The organism is Ciceribacter sichuanensis (genome assembly GCF_024055605.1).
In the GTDB taxonomy this organism is placed as follows: domain Bacteria; phylum Pseudomonadota; class Alphaproteobacteria; order Rhizobiales; family Rhizobiaceae; genus Allorhizobium; species Allorhizobium sichuanense.
The window spans coordinates 1,117,446-1,134,330 of record NZ_JAMXLX010000001.1; the positions used below are offsets into that span (position 1 = coordinate 1,117,446).

15 protein-coding genes and 1 tRNA gene are annotated in these 16,885 nt (G+C 59.6%); 10 read left to right on the forward strand and 6 right to left on the reverse strand.

What is annotated here, in order from left to right; translation table 11 throughout:
* Positions 1–645: 645 nt before the first annotated feature.
* The 4 genes from NBH21_RS05490 to tig all read left to right on the forward strand — a co-directional run bounded on the left by NBH21_RS05490 (position 646) and on the right by tig (position 4,274).
* A complete protein-coding gene (locus NBH21_RS05490; RefSeq protein WP_250914586.1) occupies positions 646–1,749 on the forward strand; it encodes a DUF2157 domain-containing protein in 1,104 nt (367 codons plus the stop codon).
* Positions 1,746–2,336 (forward strand): GDYXXLXY domain-containing protein, encoded by a 591-nt coding sequence (locus tag NBH21_RS05495; RefSeq protein ID WP_250914587.1) that lies wholly within the window; start codon positions 1,746–1,748, stop codon positions 2,334–2,336. The genes NBH21_RS05490 and NBH21_RS05495 overlap by 4 nt, the downstream gene beginning before the upstream one ends.
* Before the next feature lie 183 nt (positions 2,337–2,519).
* A tRNA-Leu gene (locus NBH21_RS05500) sits at positions 2,520–2,604 on the forward strand.
* A 188-nt stretch (positions 2,605–2,792) separates the two neighbouring features.
* Positions 2,793–4,274 (forward strand): trigger factor, encoded by a 1,482-nt coding sequence (gene tig / locus NBH21_RS05505; RefSeq protein ID WP_250914588.1) that lies wholly within the window; start codon positions 2,793–2,795, stop codon positions 4,272–4,274.
* A gap of 72 nt (positions 4,275–4,346) precedes the next feature.
* Here tig and NBH21_RS05510 read toward each other — a convergent pair whose 3' ends face one another.
* Together NBH21_RS05510 and sthA are read right to left on the reverse strand one after the other, a co-directional pair.
* Positions 4,347–4,508, reverse strand: a complete 162-nt coding sequence (locus NBH21_RS05510) for a hypothetical protein (protein WP_250914589.1) — start codon at positions 4,506–4,508, stop codon at positions 4,347–4,349.
* A gap of 59 nt (positions 4,509–4,567) precedes the next feature.
* Positions 4,568–5,998: a Si-specific NAD(P)(+) transhydrogenase gene (gene sthA, locus NBH21_RS05515; protein WP_250914590.1), complete on the reverse strand. Its 1,431-nt coding sequence runs from the start codon at positions 5,996–5,998 to the stop codon at positions 4,568–4,570.
* A 182-nt stretch (positions 5,999–6,180) separates the two neighbouring features.
* On the opposite strand from sthA, the gene recQ reads away from it, so the two are divergent.
* Positions 6,181–8,040, forward strand: coding sequence for a DNA helicase RecQ (gene recQ, locus NBH21_RS05520; RefSeq protein WP_250914591.1), 1,860 nt, complete (start codon positions 6,181–6,183; stop codon positions 8,038–8,040).
* A gap of 31 nt (positions 8,041–8,071) precedes the next feature.
* On the opposite strand, the gene radC is transcribed toward recQ, so the two are convergent.
* From radC to NBH21_RS05540, 4 genes are all read right to left on the reverse strand, one after another.
* A complete protein-coding gene (gene radC / locus NBH21_RS05525; RefSeq protein ID WP_250914592.1) occupies positions 8,072–8,920 on the reverse strand; it encodes a RadC family protein in 849 nt (282 codons plus the stop codon).
* A gap of 3 nt (positions 8,921–8,923) precedes the next feature.
* The gene (gene map, locus NBH21_RS05530) at positions 8,924–9,760 is read right to left on the reverse strand and encodes a type I methionyl aminopeptidase (protein ID WP_250914593.1); all 837 of its coding nucleotides are present in this window, start codon (positions 9,758–9,760) and stop codon (positions 8,924–8,926) included.
* 38 nt (positions 9,761–9,798) lie between these two features.
* Positions 9,799–10,518, reverse strand: a complete 720-nt coding sequence (sfsA, locus tag NBH21_RS05535; RefSeq protein ID WP_250914594.1) for a DNA/RNA nuclease SfsA — start codon at positions 10,516–10,518, stop codon at positions 9,799–9,801.
* Positions 10,519–10,606: 88 nt separating this feature from the next.
* Positions 10,607–12,502 carry a PHA/PHB synthase family protein gene (locus NBH21_RS05540; RefSeq protein ID WP_425340375.1) on the reverse strand — a complete coding sequence of 632 codons (1,896 nt, stop codon included), beginning with the start codon at positions 12,500–12,502 and terminating at the stop codon, positions 10,607–10,609.
* A 109-nt stretch (positions 12,503–12,611) separates the two neighbouring features.
* On the opposite strand from NBH21_RS05540, the gene NBH21_RS05545 reads away from it, so the two are divergent.
* From NBH21_RS05545 to NBH21_RS05565, 5 genes are all read left to right on the forward strand, one after another.
* Entirely contained in the window at positions 12,612–13,019 is a 408-nt protein-coding gene (locus NBH21_RS05545) for an SHOCT domain-containing protein (protein WP_250914596.1), read from the forward strand.
* Between the two features lie 228 nt (positions 13,020–13,247).
* Positions 13,248–14,465: an LL-diaminopimelate aminotransferase gene (locus tag NBH21_RS05550; RefSeq protein ID WP_250914597.1), complete on the forward strand. Its 1,218-nt coding sequence runs from the start codon at positions 13,248–13,250 to the stop codon at positions 14,463–14,465.
* A gap of 62 nt (positions 14,466–14,527) precedes the next feature.
* Positions 14,528–15,847, forward strand: coding sequence for a homoserine dehydrogenase (locus NBH21_RS05555; protein ID WP_250914598.1), 1,320 nt, complete (start codon positions 14,528–14,530; stop codon positions 15,845–15,847).
* Between the two features lie 208 nt (positions 15,848–16,055).
* Positions 16,056–16,274, forward strand: a complete 219-nt coding sequence (locus NBH21_RS05560) for a hypothetical protein (protein ID WP_250914599.1) — start codon at positions 16,056–16,058, stop codon at positions 16,272–16,274.
* Between the two features lie 248 nt (positions 16,275–16,522).
* Entirely contained in the window at positions 16,523–16,732 is a 210-nt protein-coding gene (locus NBH21_RS05565) for a hypothetical protein (RefSeq protein ID WP_250914600.1), read from the forward strand.
* The last annotated feature ends 153 nt before the right edge of the window (positions 16,733–16,885 follow it).

Consider the following 16,885-nt stretch of genomic DNA (forward strand, 5'->3'; position numbering starts at 1 on the left):
TCTCTGTGGCGCTCCTCTTTAGGGCGCCTCCTGATCTCATGACACTAATATATGCTGCGTCGCGAAAGAGATGAAGGCTCAAACCTGTATGACACCTATGCGAATGACGCATGGGGCAATGGTTGATGATTGGTAAATTGCCGAATTTTTTGGCGAGCAATGCAGCATCGCAGGTTCGGTGATATGGGTGGGGAAGTTCTTTCGCGATGCACAAGATCGACGAAGTGCAACGAAACGCCAGCGAACGGCGCAAAAAAATAACGCTCACCGGGGGAGGAGGTCCGGTGAGCGTCATTTTGGGAGACCTGCGACTGGGAGGAGGAGTGTCGCTGGTCAAATCGACACTGTGCTGGGAGGAGGAGTGCACAGGCCGAAACTGTCAGGTGGATCATCCACCGAATATCTCCGGAACCAGATTGGCTCCTCGTGATCTCGTTGAATTCTGTATACCTCATATATTCGCTTTTGTGCAGTGCGATATATTCATGGAAGCCATGCGCAAGATGCATGGTGTCCCTTCCGAGGGGCGTGGCGGGTGGCGATTTGGCGATTGTCTTTCTCGGTGGTGCGGACCAGAGTGCGCACAAGGAGTGAAGAGAGACGGCCTTGGGTTGCTCTCTCCAGCAATCACCTAAGGGAGGATCGATGTATCGGGGGCGATTACAGCGGGATCTGGGCATCTGGGTCGACAAGGGGATGATTCCCTCGGCGACAGCGGAATTGCTGCTGAAGGAATACGATTCCCGAAAATCATCCTTCAGCGTTGGCGGCGTGCTGATGATTCTGGCGGCAGTGCTGATCGCCGCGTCGATCCTGCTTCTGGTTGCCGCCAACTGGCAGGAGATACCGCGTCTCACGAAGGTTGTCGGCATCATCCTGCTGATCTGGATCTTTTATCTTTCCGCGGCGCTTTCCTTCGGTCGCGGTGCGGACAGGCTTGGTGCGGCACTCCTCGTTCTAGGTGCCGCGAGTTTCGGCGGAGCCATCGCCCTGATCGGCCAACTCTATCATCTCTCCGGCGATACGCTCGATGCCATGCTGCTGTGGTTTGTGATGACTGTGGTGTCGGCTGCGGCCTTCCGCTCGGCGGCGCTCACCGTTTTTGCAGATTTGCTGGCCTTTGCCGTCTTTGGCGCCTATCTCGAACAATATGATGCGGAGTGGCAGGGGCTCTATGCCTTCTGGCCGCCGGTTGCAGGCGTCATCCTGGCGGTCCTCGCGCAGTGGACGGGGGCCGAGCGGTCGCGGCATCTCATTTATATCTTGCTGCTCGGTTGGTGTGCATGGCTCTATTCGCTCCATACGGATGTTGGAGTGGCGATCCTCTTTGTGGTTGTGGGTGCGTTGGCCTTCCTTGCGGTGACGCTGCCGCAATCACCCATTTCCGCTCTAGCCCGCCAGCGTGGCGCATCTCCGGCTTTCTATACCTTCTTACTGGCGCTACTCGGTCTGGCTTTTCTGCATTTCCACTGGACCGAGGGCAGCGAATTGGCATTGCTGGCGCTTCTGACCATTGGAGCGACGTTGCTCGCGCTGTCGCTGGAGGGCAGGGATAACGGAGCGGTTCGCTATCTTGCCTATGTGATCTTTGCGGCGGAGGTCCTCTATCTGTCCTTTGTGACCATTGATTCCATGCTCGGCACGTCCGCCTTCTTCCTGCTCGCCGGTCTCGTTGTCGCGGTGCTGGCATTTATCGTGGTGAAGCTCGAAAAGCTCTTCGCCCGCAAGGACAAGGAGGTCGTGCAATGATCGAGATGTTCCGACGTCCGCTTAGCCGTTACCTTGCGATTGCCGTCGTTCTCTCCCTTGTGCAGACGGTCGTTCTGGCTGGAGTGATCGAGAAACGCGCTTCCGTCCTGCGTTCGGGAACGGAAATTCTGCTGAAGACCGCGCCGGTCGATCCGCGCGACCTTCTGCGCGGAGATTATGTCATTCTTTCCTATGATGTTTCGAACGTGCCGGTTGCCCTGATCAAGGGCGACAGGCCGCAGCCCTATGATTTGGCCGAAATGGATGTGCGGCTAAAGCCGGGAACAGACGGCTTCTGGGTAATTGATGAGGCGTCCTTCGCAAGGCTTCCGCCCGTGGAAGGAACGGTCGTCATGCACACGCAGCCGTTCCGTCCCTATGCGCTTCCCGGAGATGACGGAGGGAGCCTCCGGGTCGACTACGGGATAGAGCGCTATTATGTGCCGGAAGGCGAGGGGCGTCCGATCGAGGAAGAGCGCAACGAAGGAGCGGTCAGCGTCGCCGTGCGCGTCAGCGCGGGAGGGCTCGCCCAGATTCGCGAATTGCGGATCGACGGCAAACCGCTCTATGAAGAACCGCTATACTGAGTTGTCTCACCGGTAATCGTTCTGTCGATCATGGCGGAGCATGGGAACGCGGGTGGCTGCCGCTGATTCCCGTGGGAGCCGGGGTTTGCGTGTCATTTTTCCTTTGCGTGTGTAAAAACGGGTGATATAGAGACGCGCGCTCCGGAGGGGCCATGCTGAAGGCAGCATGCGGTTCTCTTGGACGCGGGTATGGTGAAATTGGTAGACACGCCAGATTTAGGTTCTGGTGCCGCAAGGCGTGGGAGTTCAAGTCTCTCTACCCGCACCAGGTTTTCCGCGCGGGTAGATGCGGGACGGAATAGAAGCCGTTCACATCGCTCTTAGCGCCATATTGCCTGGCAGAATGCTTGAGGATTGCGTCGCAGCCACGCCCGGGAAATCATTTGAATTCCGGCGTCGTGCTCAGGGAAACAACCGGCTGCCCGAGCACGGCCGCCACGACATGAAGGTATGAACATGCAGGTTATCGAAACGCTCGCTGAAGGGCTGAAGCGCGAAATCAAGGTCGTTATTCCGGCCAAGGACATGGAAGCTCGCATGAACGAGCGTCTCGCCGATGCCAAGGACAAGGTCCGCATCAACGGCTTCCGTCCGGGCAAGGTTCCCGTCGGTCATCTGAAGAAGATGTACGGCAAGTCCATCATGGCTGACCTCGTCAACGAGATCCTCCGCGAAAAGCCGACCTCCATCCTTTCCGAGCGTGGCGAAAAGTCGGCGACCCAGCCGGAAATCGCGATGACCGAGGACGAAGCCGAAGCTGAAAAGATCCTGACCGCTCAGGCCGACTTCGAATTCACCATGGCCTATGAAATCCTCCCGCCGATCGAGCTGAAGTCCGTCGAGGGCATCAAGGTCGTTCGCGAAGTCGTCGAAGTTTCCGACGAGGAAGTCAACGAACAGATCCTCAAGATCTCGGAAAGCGCCCGTTCCTTCGAAACCAAGAAGGGCAAGGCTGCTGATGGCGACCGCATCACCATGGACTACGTCGGCAAGGTCGACGGCGTTGCCTTCGACGGCGGCACCGATTCTGACGCTGAACTGGTTCTCGGTTCCGGCCGTTTCATTCCGGGCTTCGAAGACCAGCTCATCGGCACCAAGGCCGGCGACGAGAAGACCATCACCGTGACCTTCCCGGAAGACTATCCGGCGAAGAACCTTGCCGGCAAGGAAGCCACCTTCGACGTCACCGTCAAGGATGTTGCCGCTCCCGCCGCCATCGAGATCAACGACGAATTGGCGACCAAGCTCGGCATCGAATCGCTCGACAAGCTTAAGGAAATCGTTCGCGGCCAGATCGAAAGCCAGTACGGCAACGTCACTCGCCAGAAGGTCAAGCGCCAGATCCTCGATCAGCTTGACGCTATGTACAAGTTCGACGCTCCGTCCAAGTTGATCGACGCCGAGTTCGATAACATCTGGCGCCAGATCAACACCGATCTCGCCCAGTCCGGCAAGACCTTCGAAGACGAAGACACGACCGAGGAGCAGGCTCGCGAAGAATATCGCACCCTGGCCGAGCGTCGCGTTCGTCTCGGACTCGTTCTCTCCGAAATCGGCGAGAAGGGTGGCGTAGAGGTTTCCGAGGATGAAATGCAGCGGGCTCTCTTCGCCCAGCTTCAGCAGTTCCCGGGCCAGGAAAAGCAGATCCTCGACTTCTTCCGTAACACCCCCGGCGCTTCCGCTTCGCTGCGCGCTCCGCTGTTCGAAGAAAAGGTCATCGACAAGCTGCTGAGCGAAATCGACGTCACCGACAAGAAGGTCTCCAAGGAAGAGCTTCTGGCTGACGACGAAGCAGAAGAAGGCGACAAGCCTGCCAAGAAGGCTGCTTCGAAGAAGAAGGCAGCTGCCAAGGCTGACGACGCTGCCGAAGGCGAAGAAGCCGCTCCGAAGAAGAAGGCTGCTCCGAAGAAGAAGGCCGCCGAAGGCGACGCCGAATAATCTTCGATATCTGATTGCATACGGAAAGGCCGCCTCAAGGGCGGCCTTTTTGTTTTGCTACCTGCTGTCGTTTCAATCCAACGGCCTGACACGATAGGTGTCGTAAGTGGCCTGCATGCGCTCTGCCTCGCTGCGGTTGGGAAAGAGGCTGTCGCTCGGCGCCCAGATGCGCGAGACGCGTTCGATCCTGATCGCCTGATTGATCCCCGGAGCCGAGGCCTGATCGCTCGTCATGATCTCTCCCGTTCGAATAGACCGGCGAGGATAAAGTCCGACCGGCCTATTCGATCAGGTCACGAGGAGACCTTCAATGCGTCCTGCGGTTCCTTTTTCAGCTCGCCCATCCTGTTCCAGGCATCGAGGCCTGCAATCTTGTAGGCTTCGGCGAGTGTCGGATAGTTGAAGGTGTTCTCGACGAAATATTCGACGGTGCCTTTCAGGTTCAGTACGGCCTGGCCGATGTGAACGAGTTCGGTCGCGCCTTCTCCGACGATGTGAACGCCGAGAAGGCGACGGGTCTTCATCGAGAAGATCATCTTCAGCAAGCCGCTGTCGAGACCCATGATATGGCCACGGGACGTCTCCCGGAAATGCGCGATACCGCATTCATAGGGAATGCCGCGCTGCTGGACCTCTTCCTCGGTCAGGCCGCAGGTCGAGATTTCCGGCACGGCATAGATTCCGTAGGGGAAGTATTGCGGCGGATCCTGCGACGGTGCGCCGACGGCATGGCGGGCGGCGATGCGGCCCTGTTCCATGGAGGTCGAGGCGAGGCTCGGAAAGCCGACGACGTCGCCTGCGGCATAGATGCCCGGCACGGAGGACTGGAAGGTTTCCGGATCGACCTTGATGCGGCCGCGGCTGTCGGCCACGAGACCGCAGGCTTCGAGGTTGAGAAGATCGGTTGCGCCGACGCGGCCGGCTGCGAAGAGCACCATTTCCGCCGTGAGAACGCGGCCGTTCTGCAAGGTGACGCGACAACGGCCGCTCGGCTCCTTCTCGACCTTCTCCACCGTCTGGCCGAAGATCAGCTTCATGTTGCGGTCACGCAGTTGGTAGGAGAAATCTTCGACGATTTCCTTGTCGATGAATTCAAGCATCGTGTCGCGGGGCTCGACCACCGTGACGGCGGTGTCCAGCGCGCTGAAGATCGTCGCATATTCTATGCCGATGACACCCGCGCCGATCACCACCATCGAACGCGGCAGTTCCTTGATCTCGAGGATTTCGTCGCTGTCGAGAATGCTCGTGCCGTCGAAGGGGATATGAGCCGGCCGATAGGGCCGGGTGCCGACGGCAAGCAGTACGGCCTCCGCCTGTACGCGCAGGACCTCGCCGTCTTCCTTCTCCACTTCCAGCGTCTTGGGATCGATGAAGCGGGCCGTGCCACGCATCTGGCTGACACGGTTGCGGGAGAACTGGTGTTCGAGAACGTCGACCTCGTGATCGAGGGTGATGAGAAGACGGCGGCGAAGATCTTCCGCCTTGATTTCCTGCTTCACCCGATAGGCGCGGCCGTAGAAGCCGCGTTCACGCCAGCCGGTGAGGTTGAGGGCCGTTTCACGCAGCGTCTTCGAGGGGATCGTGCCGGTATGGACGGAAACGCCGCCGACCCGCGTGCCCTTTTCGATGACCAGCACGCGCTTGCCGAGCTTGGCGGCCTGAATGGCGGCCCGCCGTCCCGCCGGTCCGCTGCCGACGACAACGAAGTCATAACTGTTCATCTGGTGTGCCCCTCAGACCTGAATGCGAATCGGAAGCGGCGATTTGCCGCGCTGCAGCAAGAAATAGCAGGTCATTCTGACTGTTTCGTTATCGGTCCCGTCGGGACTGCGCATGAAGACGTGAAGGCTCGCAGTCGCGGTCCCGCTGTGCATAATGGCGACTTCCCCACGAAGGCGATTCCATGGAACTGACGACAAGCCGCACCGATCCCCTGTTCGACCGCGAGGGCGCGAGAAATCCGCTTTCCGTCCTGAAGCAGGTGTACGGCTATCCGGCTTTCCGTGGCAAGCAGGCCGATGTCGTGGCCCAGGTCGTTGCAGGTGGCGATGCGGTGGTTCTGTTTCCGACCGGTGCGGGAAAGTCCCTGTGTTTTCAGGTGCCGGCCCTCTGTCGCGATGGCGTCGGTCTCGTCGTGTCGCCGCTGATAGCCCTGATGCGCGATCAGGTGGAGGCGCTGAAACAGCTCGGCGTGCGGGCCGCTGCACTGAATTCCTCGCTGGGACGTGATGAATTTGTCGACCTCCGCCGTTCGCTGGATCGCGGTGAACTGGATTTCCTCTATGTCACCCCGGAACGGATCGTCACACCTGCCTTCAGGGAGATGATCGGCAATACGAAGATTGCGCTGATCGCCATCGACGAAGCCCATTGCGTGTCCCAGTGGGGACATGACTTCAGACCGGAATACCGCGATCTCGGACGGTTGGCGCAAGAGTATCCTGGCGTGCCGCGCATGGCGCTGACCGCGACTGCCGATCCGCACACGCGCGAGGATATTATTGCAAGGCTCGGGCTTGAGGACGCCACGGTCTTCACCACATCCTTCGACCGCCCGAACATTGCCTATGAGATTGTGGAACGTGACCAGCCGCGCCAGCAACTGCTTAGTTTCCTTTCAAGGCACGAAGGTGAGAGCGGCATCGTCTATTGCCTGTCGCGCGCCAAGGTCGAGGAAACCTCCGAATGGCTGAACACCCAGGGGATACGTTCGCTTCCCTATCATGCGGGCATGGAGCGAGAACTTCGCGATGCCCATCAGGATGCCTTTCTGAAGGAAGAGAGCCTCTGCCTCGTTGCGACCGTTGCCTTCGGCATGGGCATAGACAAGCCGAACGTCCGCTATGTCGCCCATCTCGACCTGCCGGGCTCCGTCGAGGCCTATTATCAGGAGACCGGTCGCGCCGGGCGCGACGGCCTGCCATCGGAAGTCTGGATGGCCTACGGCATGGCCGACGTCATCCAGCGTGGCCGGATGATCGACGGCGGCAATGCCGGCGACGACATTAAGCGCGTGGAGCGCGCCAAGCTGAACGCGCTGCTCGCGATCTGTGAAACGGCCGGCTGCCGCAGGCAGGCAATCCTCGCCCATTTCGGCGAGACGCATCCCGGCAATTGCGGCAACTGCGATACCTGCCTGAAACCGGTCGAGACCTGGGATGGAACGGAAGCGGCGATCAAGGCGCTGGCTGCGGTCTATCGCACGGGCGAACGCTTCGGCACCGGACACCTGATAGATGTGCTGACCGGCAACGAGAATGAGAGAACGATACGCTTCGGTCATGTCGACATGCCGGTGTTCGGCGCGGGCCGTGACCTGCCGACAAGGACATGGCAGTCCGTCTACCGGCAGCTGCTTGCCGCTGGCTTAGTGCGCGTCGATCATGAGGCTTTCGGTGCGTTGAAGCTCGAACCGGAGGCCCGCGCGGTCTTCCGGCACGAACGTCAGGTCCTGTTCCGCAAGGACCGTCCGACAAAGGGCAAGGCCGCAAAGAACGCCGGCGCGCGCGCGGCCAATGCGAGGAATGCTCTCGAAGGGGCCGATATGGAGCTTTTCGAGGCTCTGCGCGCCACCCGAATGGAGATCGCCAAGGCGCTTTCCGTTCCACCCTACGTCGTCTTCCCTGATACGACGCTTATTGCCTTTGCCACGGAACGGCCGACCAGCCGCGATGCGCTGCTCGGTATTTCTGGCGTCGGGCAAGCGAAGCTGGAGCGATACGGTGACAATTTTCTGGCCGTCATCCGCTCGCATCAGCGGTAGGAAGTTCTGCTGGCCAACGTCGCCGGAGCGATCAGATGAGCCTCAGGCCCTTGAGGCTCGCATGGCCGTCACGGCCAATGATGATGTGATCGTGAACGGTGATGCCGAGCGGCTTCGCCGTGTCGATGATCAGCTTCGTCATATCGATATCGGCGCGCGAAGGGGTCGGGTCACCACTTGGATGATTGTGGACTAAAATAAGGGCGGTGGCGGAGAGTTCCAGGGCCCGTTTCACCACTTCGCGGGGATAGACAGGCGTGTGGTCGACGGTGCCGCGACCCTGCACCTCGTCGGCAATCAGCGCATTGCGCTTGTCGAGGAAGAGAATGCGAAACTGTTCCGTCGTCTCGTAGGCCATGGCCGAATGGCAATAGTCGATGACCGACGACCAGGACGCCAGCACCTGCTTGCCGCGCAATTCGCTCTTCAGCATGCGTTGGGCGACGGTGGCGATCAGCTTGAGGTCGTGGGCTACGGTTTCGCCGATGCCCTTGACTTCCTGCAGGAGGGCGGGCGAGGCACCGAGCACGCCGGCAAGCGAGCCGAAGCGTGCGATCAGCGCCTTGGCGATCGGCTTGGTGTCGCGGCGGGGAATGAGCCGGAAGAGCAATAATTCGAGAATTTCGTAATCGGCGAGTGCGCCGTCGCCGCCGTCCCGGAAGCGGGCGCGAAGCCGATCGCGATGGCCGTGATAATGGGCTTCCGCCGTTTCGACGACTTCGCTGACCGGCGTGCGTTTCTTCAGATTGCCTGTCTTCGCTGTCTGTTCCGCAAAGAAACCGCGCTCGTCGGGAATCTCGGCCGTATCCTCGTCCGATCCGCTTTCTGTCGCGGCGGAAATATCGATGTCCGGCAGGTCAGAAAGCGGGGGGCGGGCCATGAATCAGCCTTTGAGAGGCGGAAGACCGGGACGGTCAAGGCCGCCGGGTGAGAGCGTGAAGATTTCACAGCCTGTTGCCGTAACACCGACGGCGTGTTCGTACTGCGCCGTGAGCGACCGGTCTCGCGTGACGGCCGTCCAGCCATCGGCAAGCACCTTCACATGCGGCCGGCCGAGATTGATCATCGGCTCGATGGTGAAGATCATGCCCTCGCGCAGCTCCGGTCCCTCGTTGGAGCGACCGTAATGCAGGATGTTGGGACTGTCGTGGAAGAGCTTGCCGACGCCATGACCGCAGAAATCCCGCACCACGGTGCAGCGTTCTGCCTCGGCATAGGTCTGGATCGCTTCGCCGATGGCGCCGGTGCGTACGCCCGGACGGACCACGGCGATGCCGCGCATCAGGCATTCATAGGTGACCTCGAGTAGCCGCTCGGCAGCGCGCTTGATTTCACCGACGGGATACATGCGGCTGGAATCGCCATGCCAGCCGTCAACGACATAGGTCACGTCGATATTGACGATATCACCTTCGCGCAGTGGCTTGTCGTTGGGAATGCCGTGACAGACGACGTGGTTGATGGAGGTGCAGACGGACTTGGTGTAGCCCCGGTAGTTCAGCGTCGCGGGCAGGGCGCCGTTGTCCTTGCCGAACTCGAAAACGAAGCGGTCGATCGCGTCGGTCGTTATGCCCGGCTTCACGATGGCGGCCAATTCGTCAAGACAGCGGGCCGTCACCTGGCATGCTTTGCGCATCCCGGCGAAGTCTTCCTGACTGTAGAGCCTGATTGCCCCGGTATTCTTGAGCGGCGCGGTTGCCGCATCGACATAGGTCACCATTCACATGCTTTCGGTCTGGTCTGCGATTTCCCTTAAAGTCATAAAACAGCAAGGACCGGTTCGTCTATCTCGATCAACCCTGAGGGTGTGATTTCCGCAGGCGATACGGCACATTTTACCGCATAAGCCTCCACTCCGCGAGCGCTGGCCTCGGCAAAGGCCGCTGCATAGACAGGATCGAGATCGCCGGAAAGCCGGAAGCGGTCGCAATCGTCGCGCTGGATGAGGAAGACCATGGCGGCCCGGTGACCGGCCTCGACCATATCTGCCATCTCCCGCAGATGCTTGGCGCCGCGCGCGGTGACCGTATCCGGAAATTCCGCAAGACCGGCGCTGCGGGTGAAGTGCACGTTCTTTACCTCGACATAAAGATCCGGCCGGTCTGGTCCGCTGAGCAGGATATCGATCCGTGAATTGCGGCCATAACGCTGCTCGCGGCGAAGCACGGGATAGCTGCCGAAATCCCCGACGATGCCGGCGAGAATGGCCTCCTCGGCCAGTCGGTTCGGCAGCGCCGTATTGACTCCGACGACCGCGGCTTCCACCTCGACCAGTTCCATCGCGTGGCGATATTTGCGGTTCGGATTGTCATGCTCCGAAAGCCAGATCCGCGAACCGGGCGTGGTGAGGCCGAGCATGGATCCGGTGTTTGGGCAGAAGCCGGTGATCTCTCGGCCATCCTCCAGAACGGCGTCGAACAGGAAGCGCTTGTATCGCTGGATCAGACGGGCAGGGACGAGGGGCGGATCGAAGAGCATGGGAGGATGTAGCGCTTTGCGGCAGTCGCCGCAAACCTTGCGACAACAGGATAAGGAACAGGATTGCTGTTAAACTTGCCCTTGAACTTCAGACCCGCGCCAGAACGTAGGTTCCGGGAGCATCCGAAATGGCGTTCAGCGCACCGCCGCCTGGTTTGCGGGCGGGCACGCGTTCGCTGTCGAGCGCCTCGATCCAGGCATGCCAGTGGGGCCACCATGAGCCAGCGGTTTCCTTCGCATTCGCGGCCCAATCCTCATAGGAACCGACGGGAGCGCCGTTCGTCCAGTACTGGTATTTCACCTTGTCGGGCGGATTGACCACGCCGGCGATGTGGCCGGAACCGCTCAGCACGTATTCGACCGGGCCGCCAAACAGCGCGCTGCCGACGAAAACCGACTTGGCGGGCGCGATGTGATCCTCGCGAGTGGCGAGATTATAGACCGGGATCGTCACGTCCTTTAAAGACAAGGTCTTGCCGGCGAGTTGCATCCGGCCCTCGCTCAGATTGTTGTTGAGGTAGCAGTTGCGCAGATAGAAGGAATGGTTCGCCGCCGCCATGCGAGTGGAATCGGAATTCCAGTAGAGCAGGTCGAAGGGCATTGGGTCCTGGCCCTTCAGGTAGCTGTTGACGAAGTATGGCCAGATGAGTTCGGAGGCGCGCAACATGTTGAACGCTGCCGCCATCTTCGAGCCGTCGAGATAACCGGTTTGGCGCATGCGCTCTTCCAGTCCGCCAATCTGTGCTTCATCGACGAAGACCTTGAGGTCGCCCGCATAGGTAAAGTCGACCTGTGTGGTGAAGAAGGTCGCACTTGCGATGCGACGGTCCTTCTGCCGGGCATGCAAAGCAAGAGCTGCGGCCAGCAGCGTACCGCCCACGCAGTAGCCGATGGCGTTCACCTCCCGCTCGCCGGTGGCCTTCTCGACTGTATCGAGCGCGAAGTCGATCCCTTCATGAATATAGGATTCCCAGCCCTTGTCGGCATGACGCTCGTCCGGATTGACCCAGGAAATTACGAACACGGTGTGCCCCTGAGCCACACACCATTTGATGAAGGATTTCTGCGGGTTGAGGTCAAGAATATAGAACTTGTTGATCCATGGCGGAACGATCAGCAGTGGCCGCTTGAGGACGGTCTCGGTCGAGGGTTCGTACTGGATCACTTCGCAGATGTCGCTCTGCGCGATCACCTTTCCGGGCGTGACTGCCATGTTTTCGCCGACAGCGAATTTGCTGGTGTCGGTGTGGCGCAGTCGAAGCTCTCCGCGTCCGGCGGCGATGTCTTCCGCCAGCATCTGCATGCCCTTGACGAGATTGGCGCCGTGGCTCGCGACCGTCTCCCGGTAGAGTTGCGGATTGGTGACGACGAAATTGGTCGGTGAAAGCGCCGCCGTGATCTGGCGAACGTAGAAGGCCGCTTTGTGGCGGGTGTGTTCGTCCAGTCCCTCCGCCTCGTTGACCAGCTTTTCCGCCCAGTCGCTGAGGATGACATAGGCCTGCCGCAGAAAATCGAAGAACGGGTTGCGCTGCCAGTCCTCGTCGGTGAAACGCTTGTCCTTGATCGGCGGTTCGGGCGGCAGGTCGCTGGCGGCTCCCGAGAATCGCGAAAGCGTGCGCGACCACATGGTGAAGACACTGGCCATAAGATGGGTCTGCGCCTCGAGCGTGCGCTTCGGGTCGGCCATCCAGTATTCGGTGACCTTCGACATCGTCTTGACGAGTTCGGTCATCGGTTCCGAAACCGGATCGACAATCTCGCCACGTTCGCGCGGCGCAAGCCAGGTAGACGCGGCTTTCCCGAGGTTTTCCATCGCCCGCGCGACGTTGACGGCGAGCGTTTCTGGATCCCTGACGATGTATGGCTCGATCAGCTTGGGGTCGAAGCCAGCCGTTCCCGAACCATTCTGTCGCGCGTCTTCGCGTTCGCTGCTCAAGCCGTCCTCCCCAGGATCGTTTTTCCGGCGTCTTTTGTAATTGCACATCCTGCCCGAAAACGACTACAAGTTCCAGCAATACGAAAGCCCGGACTGACAGTTAAGCAGTCCGCTCTTTCGACCTCAACCGAACCACGACCGGCAGCGGATACCGATAATGATCGACAGCACTTGGACAAACGGAATGGCAGCGCGTCTCGGGCTTGGTGCCGCCGCCGCGATTCTCCTGTTGTCCGGTTGCACGTCGACGAAGGATAAGGCCGCCGCTGCCTCGTCCACGCCGGCCTCGCTGGAAGTGACGGTCGATGATCCGGATGCGCCTGTCGGTCCGACGGTCTCCTCGACCACTCCCGATGGTTATCCGGATTTCTCCGGATCACTGACCGCGGCGAGCGTTCAGATGAGCAACGAGGAAGCCGGCGATCTGCAGCGGAAGTTGTCCTCGCTCGGCGCCGCCCGTCGTTCCGGCGCGATCTCGGAAGCCGAATATCAGCGTCGCGTGCAGGAATTGCGCAAGCTCGCGGCTCAGCACGGCGCCGAGACTCAGGCTCAGATCACCAAATAGCGCTTGCGTTTCAGGCTGTTTTTAAGCAAAGCAACTCAAATGCAACCGGCGCCTGTTTCCTGAAGTTTTGTCGGCGGCTTGCGGATTTGCGCCAAAATTTGCCGCTACCGCATTCCATGCATTACACTCGTCCTGTCCCGGTTTTGCGGTTCGTTGCGGGATGGGCGATGGCCAGAAGAACGAACGCGCCTGTCGCGGCAGAAATCCGCACGGTCCCAGGGGTTGAAGATGGAAGAGTTTCACAAAGTTCGGCGTTTGCCGCCTTATGTTTTCGAACAGGTCAACCGTTTGAAGGCGAGCGCGCGAGCCGGTGGCGCCGATATCATCGATCTCGGCATGGGTAACCCCGATCTTCCGACGCCGAAGGCCATCGTCGACAAGCTCTGCGAGGTGGTCCAGGACCCGCGCACGCACCGTTATTCCTCGTCCAAGGGCATCCCCGGCCTTCGCCGCGCCCAGGCTGCCTATTATGCCCGCCGATTCGGCGTGAAGCTCAACCCGGACACCCAGATCGTCGCCACGCTCGGTTCCAAGGAAGGCTTCGCCAACATGGCGCAGGCGATCACTGCGCCGGGCGATGTGGTGCTTTGCCCCAATCCGACCTATCCGATCCACGCCTTCGGCTTCCTGATGACCGGCGGCGTGATTCGTTCGATCTCGGTCGAGCCGGACGAAACCTTCTTCCCGCCACTCGAGCGCGCGGTCAAGCACTCGATCCCGAAGCCGCTGGCGCTGATCCTCAACTACCCGTCCAACCCGACGGCGCAGGTCGCCTCGCTGGACTTCTACAAGGATGTGATCGCGTTTGCGAAGAAGCACGACATCATTGTCCTGTCCGATCTCGCTTATTCCGAAATCTACTTCGATGGCCCGCCGCCGCCGTCCGTGCTGGAAGTTCCAGGCGCGATGGATATCGCCGTCGAGTTCACCTCCATGTCGAAGACCTTCTCCATGCCCGGTTGGCGCATGGGCTTTGCCGTCGGCAACGAGCGTCTGATTTCGGCGCTGACCCGCGTGAAGTCCTACCTTGACTATGGTGCCTTCACGCCGATCCAGGTGGCCGCGACCCATGCCCTGAATGGCGACGGTTCTGACATCGCGGAAGTTCGCTCCATCTACAAGCGTCGCCGCGACGTGCTGGTCGAAAGCTTCGGCAAGGCTGGCTTTGAGGTTCCGCCGCCAGCCGCCACCATGTTCGCCTGGGCCAGGATCCCGGAAAAGTTCCGCGCCATGGGGTCGCTCGAATTCTCCAAGCTGCTCGTCGAGAAGGCCGATATCGCGGTTGCTCCCGGCATTGGCTTTGGCGAGCAGGGCGATGAGTACGTCCGTATCGCACTGGTGGAGAATGAGCACCGCATCCGTCAGGCCGCGCGCAATCTGAAGCGCTTCCTCTCGACGGCAGACGATACCATGCATAATGTGATTTCTCTCAACGCCCACCGTTGAGATCCAGGGGCGGCCCGTTCGTGGCCGCCCGACTTCCGAATTCGAAATGTCAGGAAAGAACCATGGCTGATGCCCTGAAAATTGGCATAGCGGGTCTGGGTACCGTCGGTGCCTCGCTCGTCCGGATCATACAGCAGCGTAGCAACGCGCTTGCGGTTGCCTGCGGTCGAGCGATCACGATTACCGCGGTTTCCGCTCGCGACCGAAACAAGGATCGCGGCGTCGATCTTTCCGGCATTACCTGGTTCGATGATCCCGTGGCTCTCGCCGAGAACGCCGATATCGACGTTTTCATTGAACTTGTCGGCGGCGCCGATGGCGCGGCGGACAAGTCCGTGCGTGCCGCACTTGCCCGTGGCGTCCATGTGGTGACCGCAAACAAGGCGTTGCTCGCCCGTCACGGCGTGGAGTTCGCGCGCCTTGCGGAAGAAAAAGGTCTGCTGATCAACTACGAAGCTGCGGTTGCCGGTGGCATTCCGGTCATCAAGGCCATGCGCGAAAGCCTGACCGGCAACAATTTTTCGCGCGTCTACGGCATCATGAACGGCACCTGCAACTACATCCTGACACGGATGGAGAAGGAAGGACTTTCCTTCGAGGCTTGCCTCAAGGAAGCGCAGCGACTGGGCTATGCAGAGGCCGATCCGACCTTCGATATCGAGGGTAACGACACCGCTCACAAGCTTGCCATCCTGACGACGCTCGCCTTCGGTTCCGAAATCGCCGCTGACGATATCTATCTGGAAGGCATCAGCAATATTTCGATCGAGGACATCAATGCGGCGGCCGAACTTGGCTATCGCATCAAGCTGCTCGGTGTCGCGCAGCGTACCGAAACCGGTATCGAACAGCGCGTCCATCCGACCATGGTGCCGCTCGACTCGGTGATTGCCCAGGTGGATGGCGTGACCAACGCCGTGGCGCTCGAATCCGATATCCTCGGTGAACTGCTGATGGTCGGCCCCGGTGCCGGCGGCAATGCCACCGCTTCCGCTGTTCTCGGTGATATCACCGATATCGCCAAGAGCCGTCCGGGCGCCCAGCAGGTGCCGGTGCTCGGCCGTCCCGCAGCTCTTCTGGAGCCCTACCGCCAGGCGAAGATGAAGAGCCATGAAGGCGGTTACTTCATCCGGCTTTCGGTGGTGGATCGCGCCGGCGTCTTCGCCAGCATTGCGACCAAGATGGCGGAAAACGGGATTTCGCTTGAGTCGATCGTGCAGCGTTCCCAGCATACGACCGCTGACGCTCCGGTGACGATCGTCCTCGTCACCCATGCGACGATGGAGAATGCCGTTCGCAAGGCCGTCTCGGCGATCAAGCACGAAGGCTACCTGATCGGCGAACCGCAGGTGATCCGCATCGAACGTCCGAAAACCGCCTGAGCGAAAGCGCGGCTTCTCTCAAAAACACCATAACAACGAACCCGCCGCGCTCTGCACGGCGGGTTCGTTGCTTTTGGACGGTCCGATCATATCCATAAGTATGAATATTTACATATCACATGTAATGAATATGATCGTGGCATTGGATGGAATAATGTTATAATAGTCATCCAGTGGTTGTGCTGGTTCTCAGGGGGGGAGGGCCCTTATGTCCTATGCAGGAATGCCGCCGCAAATAACGGCGATATCTGGCAAGAATACCGGGGTAAAAGGCAAAGACTCAGGTGAAGCTTTTATTGAGGATTGGCCCGACGATCCGCCATCGGAAAACGACGATTTCGAGGGCGGACGCAACTGGGCAATGATTCTGATCTTCTTGGCGCTGTCGGTGCTGCCGTTGATCGGCCTCGCTTTACTGATTTTCTGATCCGGAGCGAATCGCTCAAAGCTGTCGTCCTGAAATTTGCACAGACAGATTAACTTGCTTGTTTTGCAATGCAAAAAATGGGAGGTAGTTGGTCTTTGTTTTTATGCTGCATTGCAGTATAAATTGCTTATATCTGAGTATATTTTCATTTTTTTGTAAAATGCGCCGCGAGGGCTCTCGCATATTTCTGCAGAGCAGCGTAGATTTTATTCATTCCGATGATTTAGGGGTCTTGGGAGGAGCCTTGAATGATCCACATTAAGAAATCGGCACATCTGTCGCCGGTCCGGGGATATGACTCCGGCTGGCAGAGTGTTCAGATCGCTCCGTGGAGCGTCAGCGAAGTCAGGCGGCTGGAGGACGATGACTTCGAAGGCATCCGCAACTGGGCGATCATCCTTCTTTTCGTATCCTTGATGATGATCCCGTTCGGCTCAGTTGCCTGGCTTCTTGCCTGACACGCTTTGCTGACAAGCATCCCATTCATGGGAAACCGCTTCGCTGATCGGCTTATCGTTGCGTGCGTCGTGGAAGACTGCGCGGACATCCTCTTGTGAAAGCCCGAAGGGCTGTTCATTTGCCCGAGGACCTGTAGAAGAAGAGCAGGTATA

Bases quoted from the DNA above. Each gene is read 5' to 3' on its own strand.
- NBH21_RS05490 (WP_250914586.1), top strand. From the start codon at position 646: ATGTATCGGGGGCGATTACAGCGGGATCTGGGCATCTGGGTCGACAAG.
- NBH21_RS05495 (WP_250914587.1), top strand. From the start codon at position 1,746: ATGATCGAGATGTTCCGACGTCCGCTTAGCCGTTACCTTGCGATTGCC.
- tig (WP_250914588.1), top strand. From the start codon at position 2,793: ATGCAGGTTATCGAAACGCTCGCTGAAGGGCTGAAGCGCGAAATCAAG.
- NBH21_RS05510 (WP_250914589.1), bottom strand. From the start codon at position 4,508: ATGACGAGCGATCAGGCCTCGGCTCCGGGGATCAATCAGGCGATCAGG.
- sthA (WP_250914590.1), bottom strand. From the start codon at position 5,998: ATGAACAGTTATGACTTCGTTGTCGTCGGCAGCGGACCGGCGGGACGG.
- recQ (WP_250914591.1), top strand. From the start codon at position 6,181: ATGGAACTGACGACAAGCCGCACCGATCCCCTGTTCGACCGCGAGGGC.
- radC (WP_250914592.1), bottom strand. From the start codon at position 8,920: ATGGCCCGCCCCCCGCTTTCTGACCTGCCGGACATCGATATTTCCGCC.
- map (WP_250914593.1), bottom strand. From the start codon at position 9,760: ATGGTGACCTATGTCGATGCGGCAACCGCGCCGCTCAAGAATACCGGG.
- sfsA (WP_250914594.1), bottom strand. From the start codon at position 10,518: ATGCTCTTCGATCCGCCCCTCGTCCCTGCCCGTCTGATCCAGCGATAC.
- NBH21_RS05540 (WP_425340375.1), bottom strand. From the start codon at position 12,502: ATGTGCAATTACAAAAGACGCCGGAAAAACGATCCTGGGGAGGACGGC.
- NBH21_RS05545 (WP_250914596.1), top strand. From the start codon at position 12,612: ATGATCGACAGCACTTGGACAAACGGAATGGCAGCGCGTCTCGGGCTT.
- NBH21_RS05550 (WP_250914597.1), top strand. From the start codon at position 13,248: ATGGAAGAGTTTCACAAAGTTCGGCGTTTGCCGCCTTATGTTTTCGAA.
- NBH21_RS05555 (WP_250914598.1), top strand. From the start codon at position 14,528: ATGGCTGATGCCCTGAAAATTGGCATAGCGGGTCTGGGTACCGTCGGT.
- NBH21_RS05560 (WP_250914599.1), top strand. From the start codon at position 16,056: ATGTCCTATGCAGGAATGCCGCCGCAAATAACGGCGATATCTGGCAAG.
- NBH21_RS05565 (WP_250914600.1), top strand. From the start codon at position 16,523: ATGATCCACATTAAGAAATCGGCACATCTGTCGCCGGTCCGGGGATAT.